General features: G+C 73.6%; 14 protein-coding genes. 3 read left to right on the top strand and 11 right to left on the bottom strand.

Translation table 11 applies throughout. From position 1 onward, the window contains the following. Positions 1 to 64 precede the first annotated feature (64 nt). The 7 genes from AC1VWI_RS24810 to AC1VWI_RS24780 all read right to left on the bottom strand — a co-directional run bounded on the left by AC1VWI_RS24810 (position 65) and on the right by AC1VWI_RS24780 (position 7,997). Positions 65 to 1,780, bottom strand: a complete 1,716-nt coding sequence (locus tag AC1VWI_RS24810; RefSeq protein ID WP_499513221.1) for a hypothetical protein — start codon at positions 1,778 to 1,780, stop codon at positions 65 to 67. 111 nt (positions 1,781 to 1,891) lie between these two features. Further along, positions 1,892 to 2,566, bottom strand: coding sequence for a hypothetical protein (locus tag AC1VWI_RS24805; protein WP_499513220.1), 675 nt, complete (start codon positions 2,564 to 2,566; stop codon positions 1,892 to 1,894). Positions 2,567 to 2,679: 113 nt separating this feature from the next. Further along, positions 2,680 to 3,477, bottom strand: a complete 798-nt coding sequence (locus AC1VWI_RS24800) for a type III pantothenate kinase (protein WP_499513219.1) — start codon at positions 3,475 to 3,477, stop codon at positions 2,680 to 2,682. Continuing rightward, a complete protein-coding gene (gene nadC / locus AC1VWI_RS24795; protein WP_499513218.1) occupies positions 3,477 to 4,487 on the bottom strand; it encodes a carboxylating nicotinate-nucleotide diphosphorylase in 1,011 nt (336 codons plus the stop codon). Before nadC ends, AC1VWI_RS24800 begins: the two co-directional genes overlap by 1 nt. Continuing rightward, positions 4,484 to 6,214, bottom strand: coding sequence for an L-aspartate oxidase (locus AC1VWI_RS24790; protein ID WP_499513217.1), 1,731 nt, complete (start codon positions 6,212 to 6,214; stop codon positions 4,484 to 4,486). Before AC1VWI_RS24790 ends, nadC begins: the two co-directional genes overlap by 4 nt. Further along, positions 6,211 to 7,065, bottom strand: coding sequence for a pantoate--beta-alanine ligase (gene panC / locus AC1VWI_RS24785; RefSeq protein ID WP_499513216.1), 855 nt, complete (start codon positions 7,063 to 7,065; stop codon positions 6,211 to 6,213). The genes AC1VWI_RS24790 and panC overlap by 4 nt, the downstream gene beginning before the upstream one ends. After that, positions 7,062 to 7,997 (bottom strand): Rossmann-like and DUF2520 domain-containing protein, encoded by a 936-nt coding sequence (locus AC1VWI_RS24780; RefSeq protein ID WP_499513215.1) that lies wholly within the window; start codon positions 7,995 to 7,997, stop codon positions 7,062 to 7,064. Before AC1VWI_RS24780 ends, panC begins: the two co-directional genes overlap by 4 nt. A gap of 102 nt (positions 7,998 to 8,099) precedes the next feature. Between AC1VWI_RS24780 and AC1VWI_RS24775 the strand changes: the two genes are divergently transcribed. Beyond that, on the top strand, positions 8,100 to 9,233 hold the full coding sequence (locus tag AC1VWI_RS24775; RefSeq protein WP_499513214.1) for a threonine aldolase family protein: 1,134 nt from the start codon (positions 8,100 to 8,102) through the stop codon (positions 9,231 to 9,233). A 108-nt stretch (positions 9,234 to 9,341) separates the two neighbouring features. Here AC1VWI_RS24775 and AC1VWI_RS24770 read toward each other — a convergent pair whose 3' ends face one another. The 3 genes from AC1VWI_RS24770 to cdgB all read right to left on the bottom strand — a co-directional run bounded on the left by AC1VWI_RS24770 (position 9,342) and on the right by cdgB (position 13,057). Then, the gene (locus tag AC1VWI_RS24770; protein ID WP_499513213.1) at positions 9,342 to 10,040 is read right to left on the bottom strand and encodes a response regulator; all 699 of its coding nucleotides are present in this window, start codon (positions 10,038 to 10,040) and stop codon (positions 9,342 to 9,344) included. A gap of 42 nt (positions 10,041 to 10,082) precedes the next feature. After that, positions 10,083 to 11,276 carry a sensor histidine kinase gene (locus AC1VWI_RS24765; protein ID WP_499513212.1) on the bottom strand — a complete coding sequence of 398 codons (1,194 nt, stop codon included), beginning with the start codon at positions 11,274 to 11,276 and terminating at the stop codon, positions 10,083 to 10,085. 134 nt (positions 11,277 to 11,410) lie between these two features. Further along, complete coding sequence (cdgB, locus tag AC1VWI_RS24760) at positions 11,411 to 13,057, bottom strand: diguanylate cyclase CdgB (protein WP_499513211.1); 1,647 nt, start codon at positions 13,055 to 13,057, stop codon at positions 11,411 to 11,413. 436 nt (positions 13,058 to 13,493) lie between these two features. Between cdgB and AC1VWI_RS24755 the strand changes: the two genes are divergently transcribed. Beyond that, entirely contained in the window at positions 13,494 to 13,967 is a 474-nt protein-coding gene (locus tag AC1VWI_RS24755; RefSeq protein ID WP_499516902.1) for a flavin reductase family protein, read from the top strand. Positions 13,968 to 14,007: 40 nt separating this feature from the next. Here AC1VWI_RS24755 and arfB read toward each other — a convergent pair whose 3' ends face one another. Beyond that, complete coding sequence (gene arfB / locus AC1VWI_RS24750; RefSeq protein WP_499516901.1) at positions 14,008 to 14,451, bottom strand: alternative ribosome rescue aminoacyl-tRNA hydrolase ArfB; 444 nt, start codon at positions 14,449 to 14,451, stop codon at positions 14,008 to 14,010. Between the two features lie 159 nt (positions 14,452 to 14,610). On the opposite strand from arfB, the gene AC1VWI_RS24745 reads away from it, so the two are divergent. Next, a complete protein-coding gene (locus tag AC1VWI_RS24745) occupies positions 14,611 to 15,186 on the top strand; it encodes a TerD family protein (RefSeq protein ID WP_499513210.1) in 576 nt (191 codons plus the stop codon). Positions 15,187 to 15,194 lie beyond the last annotated feature (8 nt).

The following is a 15,194-nucleotide window of genomic DNA, read 5'->3' as shown; positions in this document are numbered from 1 at the left end:
CGAAGCCGTGGCCCCGGTCCGCGTCGTCGCGGGCCGGGGCCACGGCTTCGTCACCGAAGGGCGGCTACGCGCCCGTACGCGGCCTGCGGCGCACCGCGGCCACCAGGAGGGCGCCCAGGACGGCGCAGGCCGCAGAGCCGGCCACCAGGGGACGTACGGGCCCCGCGCCGGTGGCGGCGAGGGAGCCCGTCCCGCCGGCCGGAACCACGCCGGAACCGCCGGAGGTGCTCCCGCCGGAACCGGACGACGCCTTGGCCGTGACCGTGAGGACGCCCGCGTTGTTCTTCTGGCCCTTGCGGTCGACGCCGTAGTCCGAGGCCGCGAAGACCAGACCGGTGGCCTCGTCCAGAGCCTGGTCCGCGACCAGGGTGAAGGAGAAGGTCTGGGAGGTGCCGGGCTCGATCGAGTGCCGGGTGTAGCAGTAGTAGATCGTCCCGGTCGGCACGGGCGCGACGTCCTGCGGGTCGTCGCCGAAGGTGACGCCGCCCGGGTAGTCGTCCCAGTCCGCGTTCGTGGTCGGCTTGCAGGCACCGTCGCGCGCCGTGACCCGCACCCCGCGGGGGATCTCCACCGCGACCCAGGTGGCCGGCCCGGTCTCGCTGGTGCCGCGTGCCCGCGCGGCCTCGTCGCCCTCGTTGCGCAGGCCCACGACGGCCTTCGCCCGGTCGCCGACCGTCGCCCTGACCGTGTCCCCGATCGCGACCAGGTCCGCCCCGCGGTGGCCGGGGGCCGGGCCCTCGGGGTCGTACATCGTGATGTTCAGGCCGCCGAGGTTGTCGGTGTAGTCGACGTCCCAGCCCTCCTGCGTGGCGGGCTTCCGGGCCGCCGTCCCGGGGCCGCGCGTGTCCTTCGCCGCCGGGGCGGACGTCTTGCGGACGAGGGTGAGCGGGGCCCCGGTGCCGGGGGTGCCGAGCTGTGCGTCGTCGTCGAGGTTTCCGCCGATCAGGTCGGCCTGGTAGCCCACCCTGCCGTCGGTGTCGCCGGACTCGACCTCGATCTTCAGCGGCTTCGCGAGTTCCCACACCTCGCCCGGGGCGATGTCGGTGGCGAAGTGGCAGACGAAGGCGTCCTCCGGCTGGCCCACCGGGGCGTGGCGGCAGTTGCCGAAGTCGTCCGCCATCACCAGGCCCGTGCCGAAGGAGCTGGTGAGGTTGGTCCGCACCAGGACGGAGACGCCGCCGCGGGTGGGCCGGTCACCGACGTTGGCGATGACGACCGGCAGGTCGAGGGTGTCGCCGGGCCGTACGTCGGAGACGGTGGACGACTTCGGCACGACGAGGTCCGGGCCGCTGCCGACCGTGATCCGGGTGGCGGTCATGCTGTCGGGATCCGGCCTGGCGTCCTTGGCGCTCACCGAATAGCGCAGCGTCGCGGCGTCGTCGGTCCTGGAGCCGGAGGCGGCCCGCATCCTCACGGGTATCGCGGTGCCGGTGTGGTCGACCGTGCCCAGGGAGCAGGTGGCCGTGGTGCCGGAGGTGGCGCACAGGTTCGCGGGGAGCGCCACGTCCACGACGCCGGCCAGGGCGGCGAGGTCCATGGTGACGACGACCTCGTGGGCGGGCTCCGGCACCTGCCCGTCGTCGAAGCGCTGGACCAGGGCGGTGATCTCGAACGTCTTGTACGCGGTGCTCGTCGCCGCCACCCCGACGTCGCCGGGTGCGGTCAGGTGCAGTTCGGCTCTGAGGGGCGCGGCCGATGCCGCGCCCGCGATGACGGCGGATCCCGCCGTCGCGGTCATGACGACGGCCGCGGTGCACACCGCGAGCCGGGTGAGTCTCATGCCGGGTTCCCCCTGAGGAAGTCGACGGTCAGGTGGCGCACCCGTGAACGCACGGGAGACGTCACGGGAAGGACCCGTGACGTCTCCGGAAGGTTGTGCGGTGACTCGGCGTCAACCCGTGGCCCGCTCCTCGGGGGGCGGTGGCGTGCGGCGGCGCGGCGGGAAGATCTCGGCCGGCGTGGGCACCTTGCGCTTCTCCTCACCGGGGTCCGGCGCGGCCGGCTCGGCGGGGGGCGTCTTCGGCTCGGGCTTGGGGCCCGGCTTGGGATCGTCGGAGGCGGCCCGCCCGCCGGGCAGCGCACGCAGCCGGGCCCTGCCGGTGGAGGGCGTGCCGCAGGGCTGCGAGGGAGCGGGGATGCGCGCCTCCAGGCGGGCGCGCACGTCGAGCTCCGCCAGGTGCTCGCAGCGGCGCAGCACGGCCCGCCTGCGGTGCGCCTCGGCGTCCGTGCACGGCGCGTCGTGCAGGCGGCGCAGCGCGGCGAGGTCGTCCGGCAGGGGCACGTAACCGGTGTCGAGCGCGCCCGTCAGCCGCTCGAGGTAGCCGGCGGCGCTGCCCGGCAGCGCCGCCCGGTACCGGGCGAGCTCCGCGAGCTGGAAGGTCCGCAGCCGCCCGCCCTCGCGGGCCGCCTCGTCGATGTCCTCGGCGAGGCGCAGATAGTCCCTGACCTCGTCGGGGGTGGGGATCATGGTGCTGGACTGGAGGGCCGCTGAGAGGGCGCGCCGGAGCACGCGCAGTTCATCCGCGCTGAACGCCATTCCGCCTCGGGACCCGTGTGGCGTGGGCATGGTCTGACTTTACGTACTAAGCGAACAAAATACGCGTAACCAGATATGGCCGGGCGCGCCGCGTGCCTCCCCCGTGCGCCTGCCGGACCGTCGGCTGCCGGGCCGTCAGGTCGTCAGGTCGTCGATACGTTCCGCTCGTAGACCAGCCGGAGGCCTATCAGGGTCAGCCAGGGCTCGTGGACGTCGATGACCGCCGACTCGCCCAGCACCAGCGGCGCCAGCCCGCCGGTGGCGATGACCGTGACGTCGTCCGGGTCGTCGGCGAGCTCCCGTGCCATCCGCTCGGCCACGCCGTCCACCTGGCCGGCGAAGCCGTACAGGATGCCGGACTGCATGGCCTCGATGGTGTTCTTGCCGATGACGCTGCGCGGGCGGGTCAGCTCCACCTTGCGCAACTGGGCGCCGCGGGCGCCCAGGGCGTCCACGGAGATCTCGATGCCGGGGGCGATGGCGCCGCCGGCGTACTCGCCGCGCGTCGTGACCGCGTCGAAGGTGGTGGCCGTGCCGAAGTCCACCACGATGCACGGCCCGCCGTAGAGGTGGACGGCGGCGAGGGAGTTGATGATCCGGTCGGAGCCGACTTCCTTGGGGTTGTCGGTGAGCACCGGGACGCCGGTCTTGACGCCGGGCTCGACGAGGACCGCGGGCACATCGCCGTAGTAACGGCGCGTCACCTCGCGCAGCTCGTGCAGCACCGAGGGGACGGTGGAGCAGATGGCGATCCCGTGGATGTTGTCGCCCAGCTCCTCGCCGAGCAGCGGGTGCATGCCCATCAGGCCCTGCATCAGGACGGCCATCTCGTCCGCCGTGCGGCGCGCGTCGGTGGAGACCCGCCAGTGCTCGACGATCTCGTCCCCGTCGAACAGCCCCAGGACGGTGTGGGTGTTGCCGACGTCGATGGTGAGAAGCATCAGTCCCGCTCCGACCCCTCGGACCGCAGGTCCAGCCCGATGTCGAGGATCGGCGAGGAGTGCGTCAGGGCGCCCACGGCGAGGTAGTCGACGCCGGTCGCGGCGTAGGCCCGGGCGTTGTCCAGGGAGAGCCGGCCGGAGGACTCCAGCAGGGCGCGGCCCGCGACGATGGCGACCGCCTCCTCCGTCTCGGAGGGGGTGAAGTTGTCCAGCAGGATCAGGTCCGCGCCCGCCTCCAGGACCTCACGGACCTGGTGCAGGGTGTCGACCTCGACCTCGATCGCCAGCTCGGGGAACTCCTCGCGGACGGCCTTGAAGGCGGCCGCCACGCCGCCCGCCGCGACCACGTGGTTGTCCTTGACCAGGGCCGCGTCCGACAGCGACATGCGGTGGTTGACGCCGCCCCCGCAGCGGACCGCGTACTTCTCCAGCGCGCGCAGGCCCGGGGTCGTCTTCCGGGTGTCGCGGACCTGCGCCTTGGTGCCCTCCAGCGCGTCGGCCCAGCGGCGCGTGGTGGTGGCGATCCCGGACAGCCGGCACATCAGGTTGAGCGCGCTGCGCTCGGCGGTCAGCAGGTCCCTCGTACGGGTGCGCACGGAGAGCAGCACTTGACCCGCCTCGACCCGGTCGCCGTCCTCGACGTGCCGCTCGACCTCGAACTCGTCGGTGCACACGATGGACAGGACCGCCTCGGCGACCCGCAGCCCGGCGACCACGCCGGCCTCGCGCGCGGTGAAGTCACCGGTGGCCAGGGCGTCCTCGGGGATGGTGGCCACGGTGGTGACGTCCACCCCGCCGTCCAGGTCCTCCTCGATGGCCATGTGCGCGACGTCCTCGACCAGCACCGGGTCCAGCCCGGCGTCGACGAGCAGCTGCGCGAGGTCGGGGTCGAGACCGCACTCGCTCGGGTCGTGCGCGTACTCGTCGCCGGAACCGCAGCCGCAGCCGTCGCCGCAGCCACCGCCGCCGGCGCCGCCGATCTGCAGGAGGGGGAGGTCGGGCGTGCTCATCGCAGGTGCTCCGTTCCAGGACGGGTCGAGGGGAAGTCCGCTGTGGGGGTGGTGCGGATGGTGAGACTAGTGGGTGCCGCGGGCAGCCCCGCACCACCGGCGGGGAGCCGGACGACGATGTGCCGGCGCCAGTTCTCGTCGTCGCGGCCGGGCCGGTCCTCGCGCCAGTGGCAGCCGCGGGTCTCCTCACGGCGGCGGGCCGCCTCGACCAGGACCCGCGCGACCAGGCAGAGGTTGGTCGCCTCCCAGGTCTCCACGCAGGGCTCGGCCGTCTTGCCGTCGCGCTCCAGCAGTTCCTCGGCGTCGGCGTACATCCGGCTCAGCGCGGCCGCCGCGCCCTCCAGGCTGTCCGCGCTGCGGAGCACTCCCGCGCCGCGCGTCATGATCCGCTGGATCGCGAAGCGGGCCTCGGAGGGCAGCAGCGGGGAGCGGCCGGGCTCGGGGACAACCGGGGCGCCGGGGGCCGCGGGGTGCTCGGCGATGTCGGCGGCGATGCGTTCGGCGAAGACCAGCCCCTCCAGGAGGGAGTTGGACGCCAGCCGGTTGGCGCCGTGCACGCCCGTGCAGGCGACCTCGCCGCACGCGTACAGGCCGGGCACCGTGGTGCGGCCGTGCAGGTCGGTGCGGACGCCGCCGGAGGCGTAGTGCGCGGCGGGGGCCACCGGGATCGGCGTGGTGACCGGGTCGATGCCGTTGGCGCGGCAGGCGGCCAGGATCGTCGGGAACCGCTGCTCCCACATCCGCGCGCCGAAGTGCCGGCCGTCGAGGTACATGTGCTCGGTGCCGGTCTCCTGCATGCGGCGCATGATGCCCTTGGCGACGATGTCGCGCGGCGCCAGCTCGGCAAGCTCGTGCTGCCCCTGCATGAAGCGCACCCCGTCGGCGTCCACGAGGTACGCGCCCTCCCCGCGCACGGCCTCGGAGACCAGCGGCTGCTGGCCCTCCGCGTCCGAGCCGAGGAAGAGCACCGTCGGGTGGAACTGCACGAACTCCAGGTCCGAGACCTCCGCGCCGGCGCGCAGCGCGAGCGCCACCCCGTCGCCCGTGGACACCGCCGGGTTGGTCGTGGCCGAGAAGACCTGCCCCATGCCGCCGGTGGCCAGCACCACGGCGCGGGCCCGCACGGCGCCGACGCCGTCACGCTGCCCCTCGCCCATGACGTGCAGGGTGACGCCCGCGGTACGGCCCTCGGCGTCGGTCAGCAGGTCGAGCACGAGCGCGTTCTCGATGAACTCGATCCTGGCCTCGCGCACGGCCTCGATCAGCGCCCGGGAGATCTCCAGGCCCGTCGCGTCGCCGCCCGCGTGGGCGATCCGGCGGCGGTGGTGACCGCCCTCCCGGGTCAGCAGGATCTCGCCGGTGGCCTCACTGGTGTCGAAGTGCGCGCCCGTCGCGATCAGCCGGCGGACGGCGTCGGGGCCCTCGGTGACCAGGGTGCGCACCGCCTCCTCGTCGCACAGGCCTGCGCCCGCCACAAGGGTGTCGTCCAGGTGCTGCTCCGGGGTGTCGCCCTCGCCGAGGGCGGCGGCGATGCCGCCTTGCGCCCAGCGCGTGGAGCCGTCGTCGAGCCGGGCCTTGGTGACGACGGTGACCTTGGCGCCCTGCGCGGCGCAGCGCAGCGCCACCGTCAGCCCGGCGACGCCTGAGCCGACCACCACCACGTCCGCCTCGTGCGCCCAGCCGGGTGCCGGGGAGTGCAGCCGTATGCCTGTACCTGTGCCGCTCATCGGCGGGCTCCGAACTCCAGGGGGATGTTGTCGATCAGCCGGGTCGTGCCGACCCTGGCGGCGACCGCGAGCACCGCCGGCCCGGTGTGGCCGGGGGCGGCCTCGGTGAAGTCGCGCGGGTCGATCAGGGCGAGGTAGTCCACCGCGAGGCCGTCGCCCTTCTCCAGCACCGTCCGCGCCGCGGCCCGTACGGCCTCCGGCCCGTCGTCCAGCGCGTCGCGCCCGGCGAACAGGGCGCGGGAGAGGGTGAGGGCGGTCCCGCGGTCGCCGTCGGAGAGGTACCGGTTGCGGCTGGACAGGGCCAGGCCGTCCGGCTCGCGGACCGTGGGCACGCCGACGATCTCGGCCGGGAAGTTCAGGTCCGTCACCATGCGGCGGATGAGGGCCAGTTGCTGGGCGTCCTTCTGGCCGTAGAAGGCGACGTCCGGCCGGGTCAGGTGGAGCAGCTTGGCGACGACGGTCAGCATGCCGTCGAAGTGGCCGGGGCGCACGGCGCCCTCGTAGCCCTCGCCCATCGGCCCGGCGCTGATCCGCACCTGCGGCGGCCCGCCGGGGTAGACCTCGTCGGCGGCGGGCGCGAAGACGAGGTCGGCGCCGGCCCGCCCGGCGGTCTCGACGTCGGCGTCGAGGGTGCGCGGGTAGCGGTCGAAGTCCTCGCCCGGCCCGAACTGCAGCGGGTTGACGAAGACGGTGACGACGACGGTGCCGTCCCCCACCCGCTCGCGGGCGGTGCGCACGAGGGTCGCGTGCCCCTCGTGCAGCGCGCCCATGGTCATGACGACCCCGACCTCGCCGGGCCGGCCCTCGACGGCCGCCCGCAGCTCGCGCGCGGTGTGCACCAGCCCGGTCATCGCTTTCCCCCTTCGGCGCCGTCCGCCAGGACGCCCAGCAGCGCCTCCGCGAACTCCGGCTTCAGCATCCCGCCCGCCAGGGCGCGGTCCGCCGTGGCGCGGGCCATCGCGACGTACGGGGCGACCATCTCCGGCGCGTGCCGGCGCAGCTCCGCCAGGTGCGCCGCGACCGTGCCCGCGTCACCGCGGGCGACCGGGCCGGTGAGGGCGGCGTCACCGGAGCGCAGGGCGTTGTCCAGGGCCGCGCCGAGCAGCGGGCCCAGCATGCGGCCGGGTTCGGCGACGCCGGAGGCGCGCAGCAGCTCCATGGACTGGGCGACCAGGGTGACCAGGTGGTTCGCGCCGATCGCCAGGCCCGCGTGGTAGAGCGGGCGCGCCGACTCCTCGATCCACTCGGGTTCGCCGCCCATCTCGATCACCAGGGCCTCGGCCGCCATCCGCAGCTCCGCCGGTGCCGTGACGCCGAAGGAGCAGCCGGCCAGCCGCTGCACGTCGACGGAGGTGCCGGTGAAGGTCATCGCCGGGTGCAGGGCCAGCGGCAGCGCGCCCGCGCGCAGCGCCGGCTGCAGCACGCCGGTGCCGTACCGGCCCGAGGTGTGCACCAGCAGCTGGCCCGGCCGTACGGCCCCGGTCTCGGCGAGGCCGGCCACCAGCTCCGGCAGCGCGTCGTCCGGCACGGTCAGCAGGACGAGTTCGGAGCGGGCCAGCACCTCGGCCGGCTCCACGAGCGGCACGTCGGGCAGCAGGGCGGCGGCACGGCGGCGTGAGGCGTCGGACACACCCGACGCCGCGACCGGGTGGTGCCCGGCGAGCTTCAGCGCGGCCGCGAGCGCGGTACCGACCCGCCCCGCGCCGACGACGCCGACCGTGAGCCGCGCGGGGCGGGCCTCCACGTCGGGGGGCAGGGGCCCCGGGGTGTGCGATGCGTTCACGCTGCGCTGGCCTTCCGTTCCAGTCCTCACGGGGGTACCGGACGTTCTCGTCAATGCTACGCGAATGTTTCCCGGCGCCCTCCGGGGCGGCAGGATCGGTCCATGACCTCTGCCGATGACGAGAAGGCGCGGCGCATCGCCGCCGTACGCGCCTGCGACCGCGTGCTGTCCCACGGGAAGCCCGCCACGATGCGGGAACGGCTGGCCGCACTGGCCGGACGGGACGGCCTGGAGCGCCCCGTGGACATGTACGGCGACGGGATCGTCGCCGAACTGGAGCACCGGGTGGCCGGCTTGCTCGGCACGGAGGAGGCCGTCTGGTTCCCCACCGGGACGATGGCCCAGCAGGTCGCCCTGCGCTGCTGGGCGGGACGCACCGGCAACCCGGTCGTCGCCCTGCACCCGCTGGCCCACCCCGAGGTGCACGAGCGCGGCGCGCTGTCCGCGCTGAGCGGGCTGCGGACCGTCCACCCCACCACGGCCCGCCGCATACCGGACGCGGACGAGGTCCGCGGCATGGACGAGCCCTTCGGCACGCTCATGCTGGAGCTGCCGCTCCGGGACGCCGGCTTCGTCCTCCCCACCTGGGACGAACTCACCGCCACCGTGGCCGCGGCACGCGAGCGCGACGCCGTCGTCCACTTCGACGGCGCCCGCCTGTGGGAGTGCCCGCCGCACTTCGGGCAGCCCCTGGACGAGATCGCGGGGCTCGCCGACAGCGTGTACGTCTCCTTCTACAAGTCCCTCGGCGGCATCTCCGGCGCCGCCTTGGCCGGCCCCGCCGACCTCGCCGCCGAGGCGCGCACCTGGCGGCACCGCTACGGCGGGCTGGTCTTCCAGCAGTGGCCGGCGGTGCTGGCGGCGCTCGACGGGCTCGACCACGAACTGCCGCGCCTTCCGGAGTACGTGGCGCACGCGAAGGTCGTCGCGGCGGCCCTGCGGGACGCACTCGCGGCGGGGGCGGGCTGGGTCCGGGTGCACCCGGAAGTGCCGCACACGCACCAGTTCCAGGTGTGGCTCGCGGAGTCCGCGGACGTCCTCAACGGGGCCGCGGTGCGGCAGGCCGAGGAGACCAAGACGGCGCTCTTCGGCCGCTGGGCGGAGGCGGAAGTGCCGGGGGTCGCCATGACGGAGGTCACGGTGGGCGCGTCCGCGCTCGAGTGGGACCCCGCCGCCGTGGGGGACGCCGTCGCGGACTTCCTCCGTCTCGTGGACGTCGCCCGCGGCACCGCCTGACCGGCTACGCCGGGCTGCCCGGGTTTTTGTGTGCGGGTGCGTTGTGCCTGCGGCGGGCGTCCACCCGCCCGCCGCAGGAACAACGCACCCGCACACGAGGGTCACGGGTCAGGCGGCGCCGCCGCTGCCGCTGCCCGCGCGGACGAGCCCCGTCTCGTACGCGAGGACGACCGCCTGCACGCGGTCCCGCAGATCCAGCTTCGTGAGGATGCGCCCGACGTGCGTCTTCACCGTCGCCTCGCTGAGCACCAGCTTCGCCGCGATCTCCCCGTTGGACAGCCCCTGGGCGACCAGCAGCAGCACCTCCCGCTCGCGGTCCGTCAGCCGGTCCACCTCCTTGTGCGTCGGCTGGCTCGTGCTCGGCAGCAGCGGCGTGAAGCGGTCGAGCAGGCGCCGCGTGGTGCTGGGGGCGACGACCGCGTCGCCGCTGTGGACGGCGCGGATCGCCGTGAGCAGCTCGTCCGGGGGCACGTCCTTGAGCATGAAGCCGCTCGCGCCGGCCTTGAGCGCGGAGAAGGCGTACTCGTCGAGGTCGAAGGTGGTCAGGATGAGCACGCGGGGCCCGCCGTCGTCGGGGGTGCGGTCGGGGGCGCCGCAGATCTGGCGGGTGGCCTCGACGCCGTCCAGGCGGGGCATGCGGACGTCCATGAGGACCACGTCCACCGGGGTGGTGCGCAGGGTCGCGACGGCTTCCGCGCCGTCCCCGGCCTCGGCGACGACCTCCATGTCGGGCTGGGCCTGCAGCACCATGCGGAAGCCGGTGCGCAGCAGCACCTGGTCGTCGACGAGCATCACGCGGATCGCCATGGGTCCGGTCCTCTTTCCCTCTTGTGTGGTCTTCGCTTCCCGCTAGCGGGAAGCCTTCACCGGGAGCACCGCGCTGATCCGGAAGCCTCCGCCGGGGCGCGGCCCGGCGTCCAGGGTGCCGCTGACCATGCCGACGCGTTCGCGCATGCCGATGAGGCCCTGGCCCTGGCCGTCCTCGCCGCCGCCTTCGTAGAGCTCCTGCTGGGCGCCGCGGCCGTCGTCCTCGATGAGGAGGCTGAGGTCGCCGTCGCCGAAGGTGAGCCGGACCTTGGCGCGCGCCTCGGGCCCGCCGTGCTTGCGGGTGTTGGTGAGCGCCTCCTGCACGATGCGGTACGCGGTGAGCTCGACGCCGCTGGCGAGCGGCCGGGACTCCCCCTCGACCTCGAAGGCGACCGGCAGGCCGGCGCCCCGGACCTGCTCTATGAGGTCGGTCAGCTGGTCGACGCCGGGCTGCGGCACGTACTCGCCGCCCCCGTCGTCGCCGGCGCGCAGCACCCCGAGCAGGCGGCGCATCTCGGTGAGCGCCTGGCGGCCGGTCGTGGAGATGGTCTCCAGGGCCTGCTTGGCCTGCTCCGGGGAGGCGTCCAGCACATAGGCCGCGCCGTCGGCCTGGACGACCATGACGGAGACGTTGTGGGCGACGACGTCGTGCAGTTCGCGCGCGATCCGGGCGCGTTCGGCGGCGACCGCGGCCTTGGACTGGGCCTCGCGCTCGCGCTGCAGGCGGGCGGCGCGCTCCTCCAGCTCGGCGTAGTAGGCGCGGCGGGTGCGGAGGCTGTCGCCGATCACCCAGGCGAGCAGGAAGGGGACGGCGAGGAAGACGGCGGAGACGGCGTCGGCCCATTGGCCTTCGGTCTCGTTGGGCCAGCGCAGCGTGGAGATGGTGGAGGCGACCAGGCCGCCGGCGAGGGCGAGCCGGGACGCCCAGCGGGCGCCGTTGGCCGCGACGGTGTAGATGATCACCAGCATGGCGAAGTCGCCGGGGTTGACCTGGACGTCCAGCAGCAGCTGGAGCGCCCCGACGAGGACGGCGAGCAGCAGCATCTTCTCCGGCATGCGGCGGCGCAGCGCGACCACGGCGGACAGCGCGAGCGCCAGCGGCACGGCGGCGACCCGGGAGTGCGCGTGCAGCTCGTCGGCGACGATCCACAGGGAGGAGAACCCGAGCAGGACGAGGGCCCAGAAGCCGTCGACCCAGGTCGGGTGCCTGCGGAGGAAATCGTAGAGGCGCTGCACGTAACCCAGCGTAGGCATCCCGGATGCGTGCGGGAGTCAACCGGAGGAGCGATCCGGGGTACTCCCCAGGGTGGACGCGTGCCCTCCGCCGGGGATGAGGCCACCGGGCCGCCAGGGGTGCGTCCCCCGTGCGGTCAGCCCGCGGCGCGGCGGTGGCTGCGGGTGCCGTTGCGGGAGCGCTTCTCGATGTACATGCGCTGGTCCGCGGATTGCAGCACCTCGTCCGCGGTCATGCCGCAGCCGGCCCAGCCGATGCCGAAGCTCGCCCCGACCCGGACCGCGCGGCCCTCGAAGCGGATCGGCGGGATGATCGCGTTGCGCAGGCGGACGGCGAGGTCCTCGGCGTCCTCCCGGCCGAGGCCGTCGGCGAGGACGACGAACTCGTCGCCGCCCAGCCGGGCCACGGTGTCGCCGTCCCGTACCGCGCTGGTGAGGCGGCGGGCGACCTCGATGAGCACGGCGTCGCCGGTGTGGTGGCCGAAGCGGTCGTTGATCGACTTGAAGCCGTCCAGGTCGCAGAAGAGCACGGCCAGGCCCTTGCCGCCGTCCGCGTCGTCGGAGGGCGCGACGGTGTGGGTGTGGTGGTCGAAGCCGGACAGCCGGGCGGCGCTTTCGATCGGGTCGTAGTCGTAGGTGTAGGCGAACTCGTCGGTGCCCGCGTGGGCGGCGGTGTGTCCGTCGGCGTCCGGGGCCTGCGGACGGGCGCAGATCCTGCCGGACAGCCGGGCGCGCAGTTCGGCGCTGTTGGGCAGGCCGGTGAGCGAGTCGTGGCTGGCGCGGTGGGCGAGGGCGATCTCGCGGCCCTTGCGCTCCTCGATGTCCTCGACGTGGGTGAGCAGGAAGCGCGGCCCGTCGGCGGTGTCGGCGACGACGGAGTTGCGCAGGTTGACCCACACGTAACTGCCGTCGCGGCGCTGCAGCCGCAGTTCGGCGCGGCCGCCCTCGGCGCTGGTGCGCAGCAGGACGCCGACGTCCTCGGGGTGGACGAGGTCGGAGAAGGAGTGGCGGCGCAGCACCGCGGCCGGGCGACCGAGCAGCCGGCACAGCGCGTCGTTGGTGCGGACCAGCTTGCCGTGCTGGTCTCCGCCCATCTCGGCGATGGCCATGCCGCTGGGCGCGTACTCGAAGGCCTGCCGGAAGCTCTCCTCGCTGGCCCGCAACGCCTGCTGCTCGCGCTCCAGACGGACCAGGGCACGTTGCATATTTGCACGTAGACGCGCGTTGCTGATGGCGATGGCGGACTGGAAGGCGTACATCTGCAACGCCTCGCGGCCCCAGGGGCCGGGCCGGCGGCCGCCCACGGGACGGTCGACGGAGATGACACCGATCAGCTCGCCCCCGCCGGCCGGGTTGGCGTACATGGGGGCGAGGAGGCGGTCCTCGGGGTGCCACTCGTCGGGGAAGCGGGGCGGCGGGCCGTCACCGGGCCAGCTGGGGACGTCGTCGCCGTCCAGGACCCAGCCCTCGTGGTGGGGTATGAAGCGCAGGGTGCCCCAGCGCTCCCCCATGGTGAGCCGGCGCTCCCAGGAGGCGCGTGAGCCGACCCGGCCGGCCATCAGGGCCTCCGCGGCGGCACTCCCGGCGACGGCGGCGACGACCAGGTCACCGTCGGGGCGGACGAGGTTGACCACGGCCAGTTCGAAGCCGAGGCCCTTGACGACGCCGTCGGCCACGGCCTGCAGGGTGTCGGCGAGGCTGCGCGCGCAGTTGAGGTCGGCCACGACCTGGTGCACCTGGCGCAGGGTCGCGAGACGGACATACGGCTCCGACTCGGTGTCCATGCGCTCTCCCCGGGCCCTCGACGACAACTCCTGAGACTGCTTGTGGTCCGTTGTGGTCCAATTCCCACCGCAACTGAATCACAGCGAGCAGTTCGACCGGTACACAGGGTCAACAATTCATGCCCCTTGTGACTCAAGTCACATCCGATTGTCGTGTTCCGATCACGCAGCGTAGAGCAGGCCGGTGTTCCGCCTTCACCCATTGAACACAATCGAGCAGGTGAGCGGGGGTCGTACGACCGGAAGCGGGGGTGGCCGCGAGGTCCTAGGACCTGGCTCGATCCGAAGTCCGATGCGGGTGGTGCGGCAGTCCGGCTAGCGTCGGGGCGTGTCACAGTCAATCACCTCCGCGCCCCGCATCCCGCATCCTGGGACCGTGCCCGACGGTTCCGAGCCACCCCTGACGGGCGTGGACAGCGATGCCTTCCGCGCCGCCATGACCCGCCTTGCCGCGGGGGTGGTCCTGGTGACCGCCCACGACCCCGAGGACGGTCCGCGGGGCGAGGACGTCGGCATGACCGCTACCGCCTTCGTCTCGGTCTCCCTGGAGCCGCCCATGGTGCTCGTGAGCCTGCGCGAGGGGTCCCGCATGGACGAACTGCTGGAGCGCCGGCGGCGCTGGGCGGTGTCCGTGCTGAGCGAGAGCCAGCGGCACATCGCGGGCCGCTTCGCCATGCGCGGCCGCATCAGCGACCGGCTGCTCTTCGAGGACGTCGCCTACTACCGCGGCGAGGTCTCGGGGGCTCCGATACTCGGCGGCGGCCTGGCCGTGCTGGAGTGCGAGACCGAGCAGCGCGTCCCGGCGGGTGACCACACCCTGGTGATCGCCCGCGTGCTGACCGCGCGCACCCCCAGCGCCGACGGCGCGCCGCTGATGTACTTCCGGGGCCGCTACCGGCACCTCGGCTGAGGAGCCCGGCCGGGCCGGGCACGCAGGACGCCGCCAGGGCTCAGGACCAGCCCCGCGGGTCCCGGCCGCGCTTGGTGTCGCCACGGCGCTTCTTCTCCCGCAGCCGCCGCTCGTTGATGCCGCGCGGGATCTTCGTGGGCCTGCGCACCTTCGGCGGCGGCGCCGTCGCCTCGGCGAGCAGCGCCGCCAGGCGCGTCATCGCCGCCTCCCGGTTGCGCCACTGCGAGCGGTGCTCGGAGGCCCGTACGACCAGGACGCCACCCACCAGGCGGGAGGCGAGCCGCTCCAGGGCACGCTTCTTCCACACCGGTGGCAACGACTCGGAATTGGCGAGATCGAATCGCAGCTCGACCTGGCTGTCGGAGGTGTTCACGTGCTGGCCGCCCGGTCCGGACGACCGGGAGAAACGCCACATCAGCTCGGCCTCCGGAACGGAGACCGAGCCGCGGACGACGAGAGGGGGCGGCCCGGACATGTCCCCCATGATCCCGCCGACGGCCGCCGCAGTCACAGGATTTTCCGGGACATGGCCCGGGAGGCGTTTTTCGCCGTAAAGGAACCATGCCGGCCTCTCACGACGTTCCCCCCTGTGAAGGTAGCGTCGTCGTCGGCACGAATGACCGACATCACGGAGGGGACTCCCATGGCTGTAAGCCTGTCGAAGGGCGGCAACGTCTCGCTCACCAAGGAAGCACCGGGCCTGGCGGCCATCACGGTGGGTCTTGGCTGGGACGTGCGCACCACCACCGGCACCGACTTCGACCTCGACGCGAGCGCCATCGCGCTCAACCCGAGCGGCAAGGTCTACGCGGACGCCTACTTCGTCTTCTTCAACAACAAGCAGACGCCGGACCAGAGCATCGTCCACACCGGCGACAACCGCACCGGCGAGGGCGCGGGCGACGACGAGGCGATCAACGTCAACCTGGCGGGGCTGCCCGCCGACATCGAGCGCATCGTCTTCCCCGTCTCGATCTACGACGCCGAGACCCGCAGCCAGAACTTCGGCCAGGTCCGCAACGCCTACATCCGCATCGTCAACCAGGCCGGCGGCGCCGAGATCGCCCGCTACGACCTCAGCGAGGACGCCGCCACCGAGACCGCCATGGTCTTCGGCGAGCTCTACCGCAACGGTGCCGAGTGGAAGTTCCGCGCGGTCGGCCAGGGCTACGCCTCCGGCCTCGCCGGCATCGCCACCGACTTCGGCGTCGGCCTCTGACACCCGTC

Source organism: Streptomyces sp. TOM-9 (genome assembly GCF_056858595.1).
The sequence above is the reverse complement of the archived record's forward strand: the minus strand, read 5'-3'. Positions and strand labels throughout refer to the sequence as shown.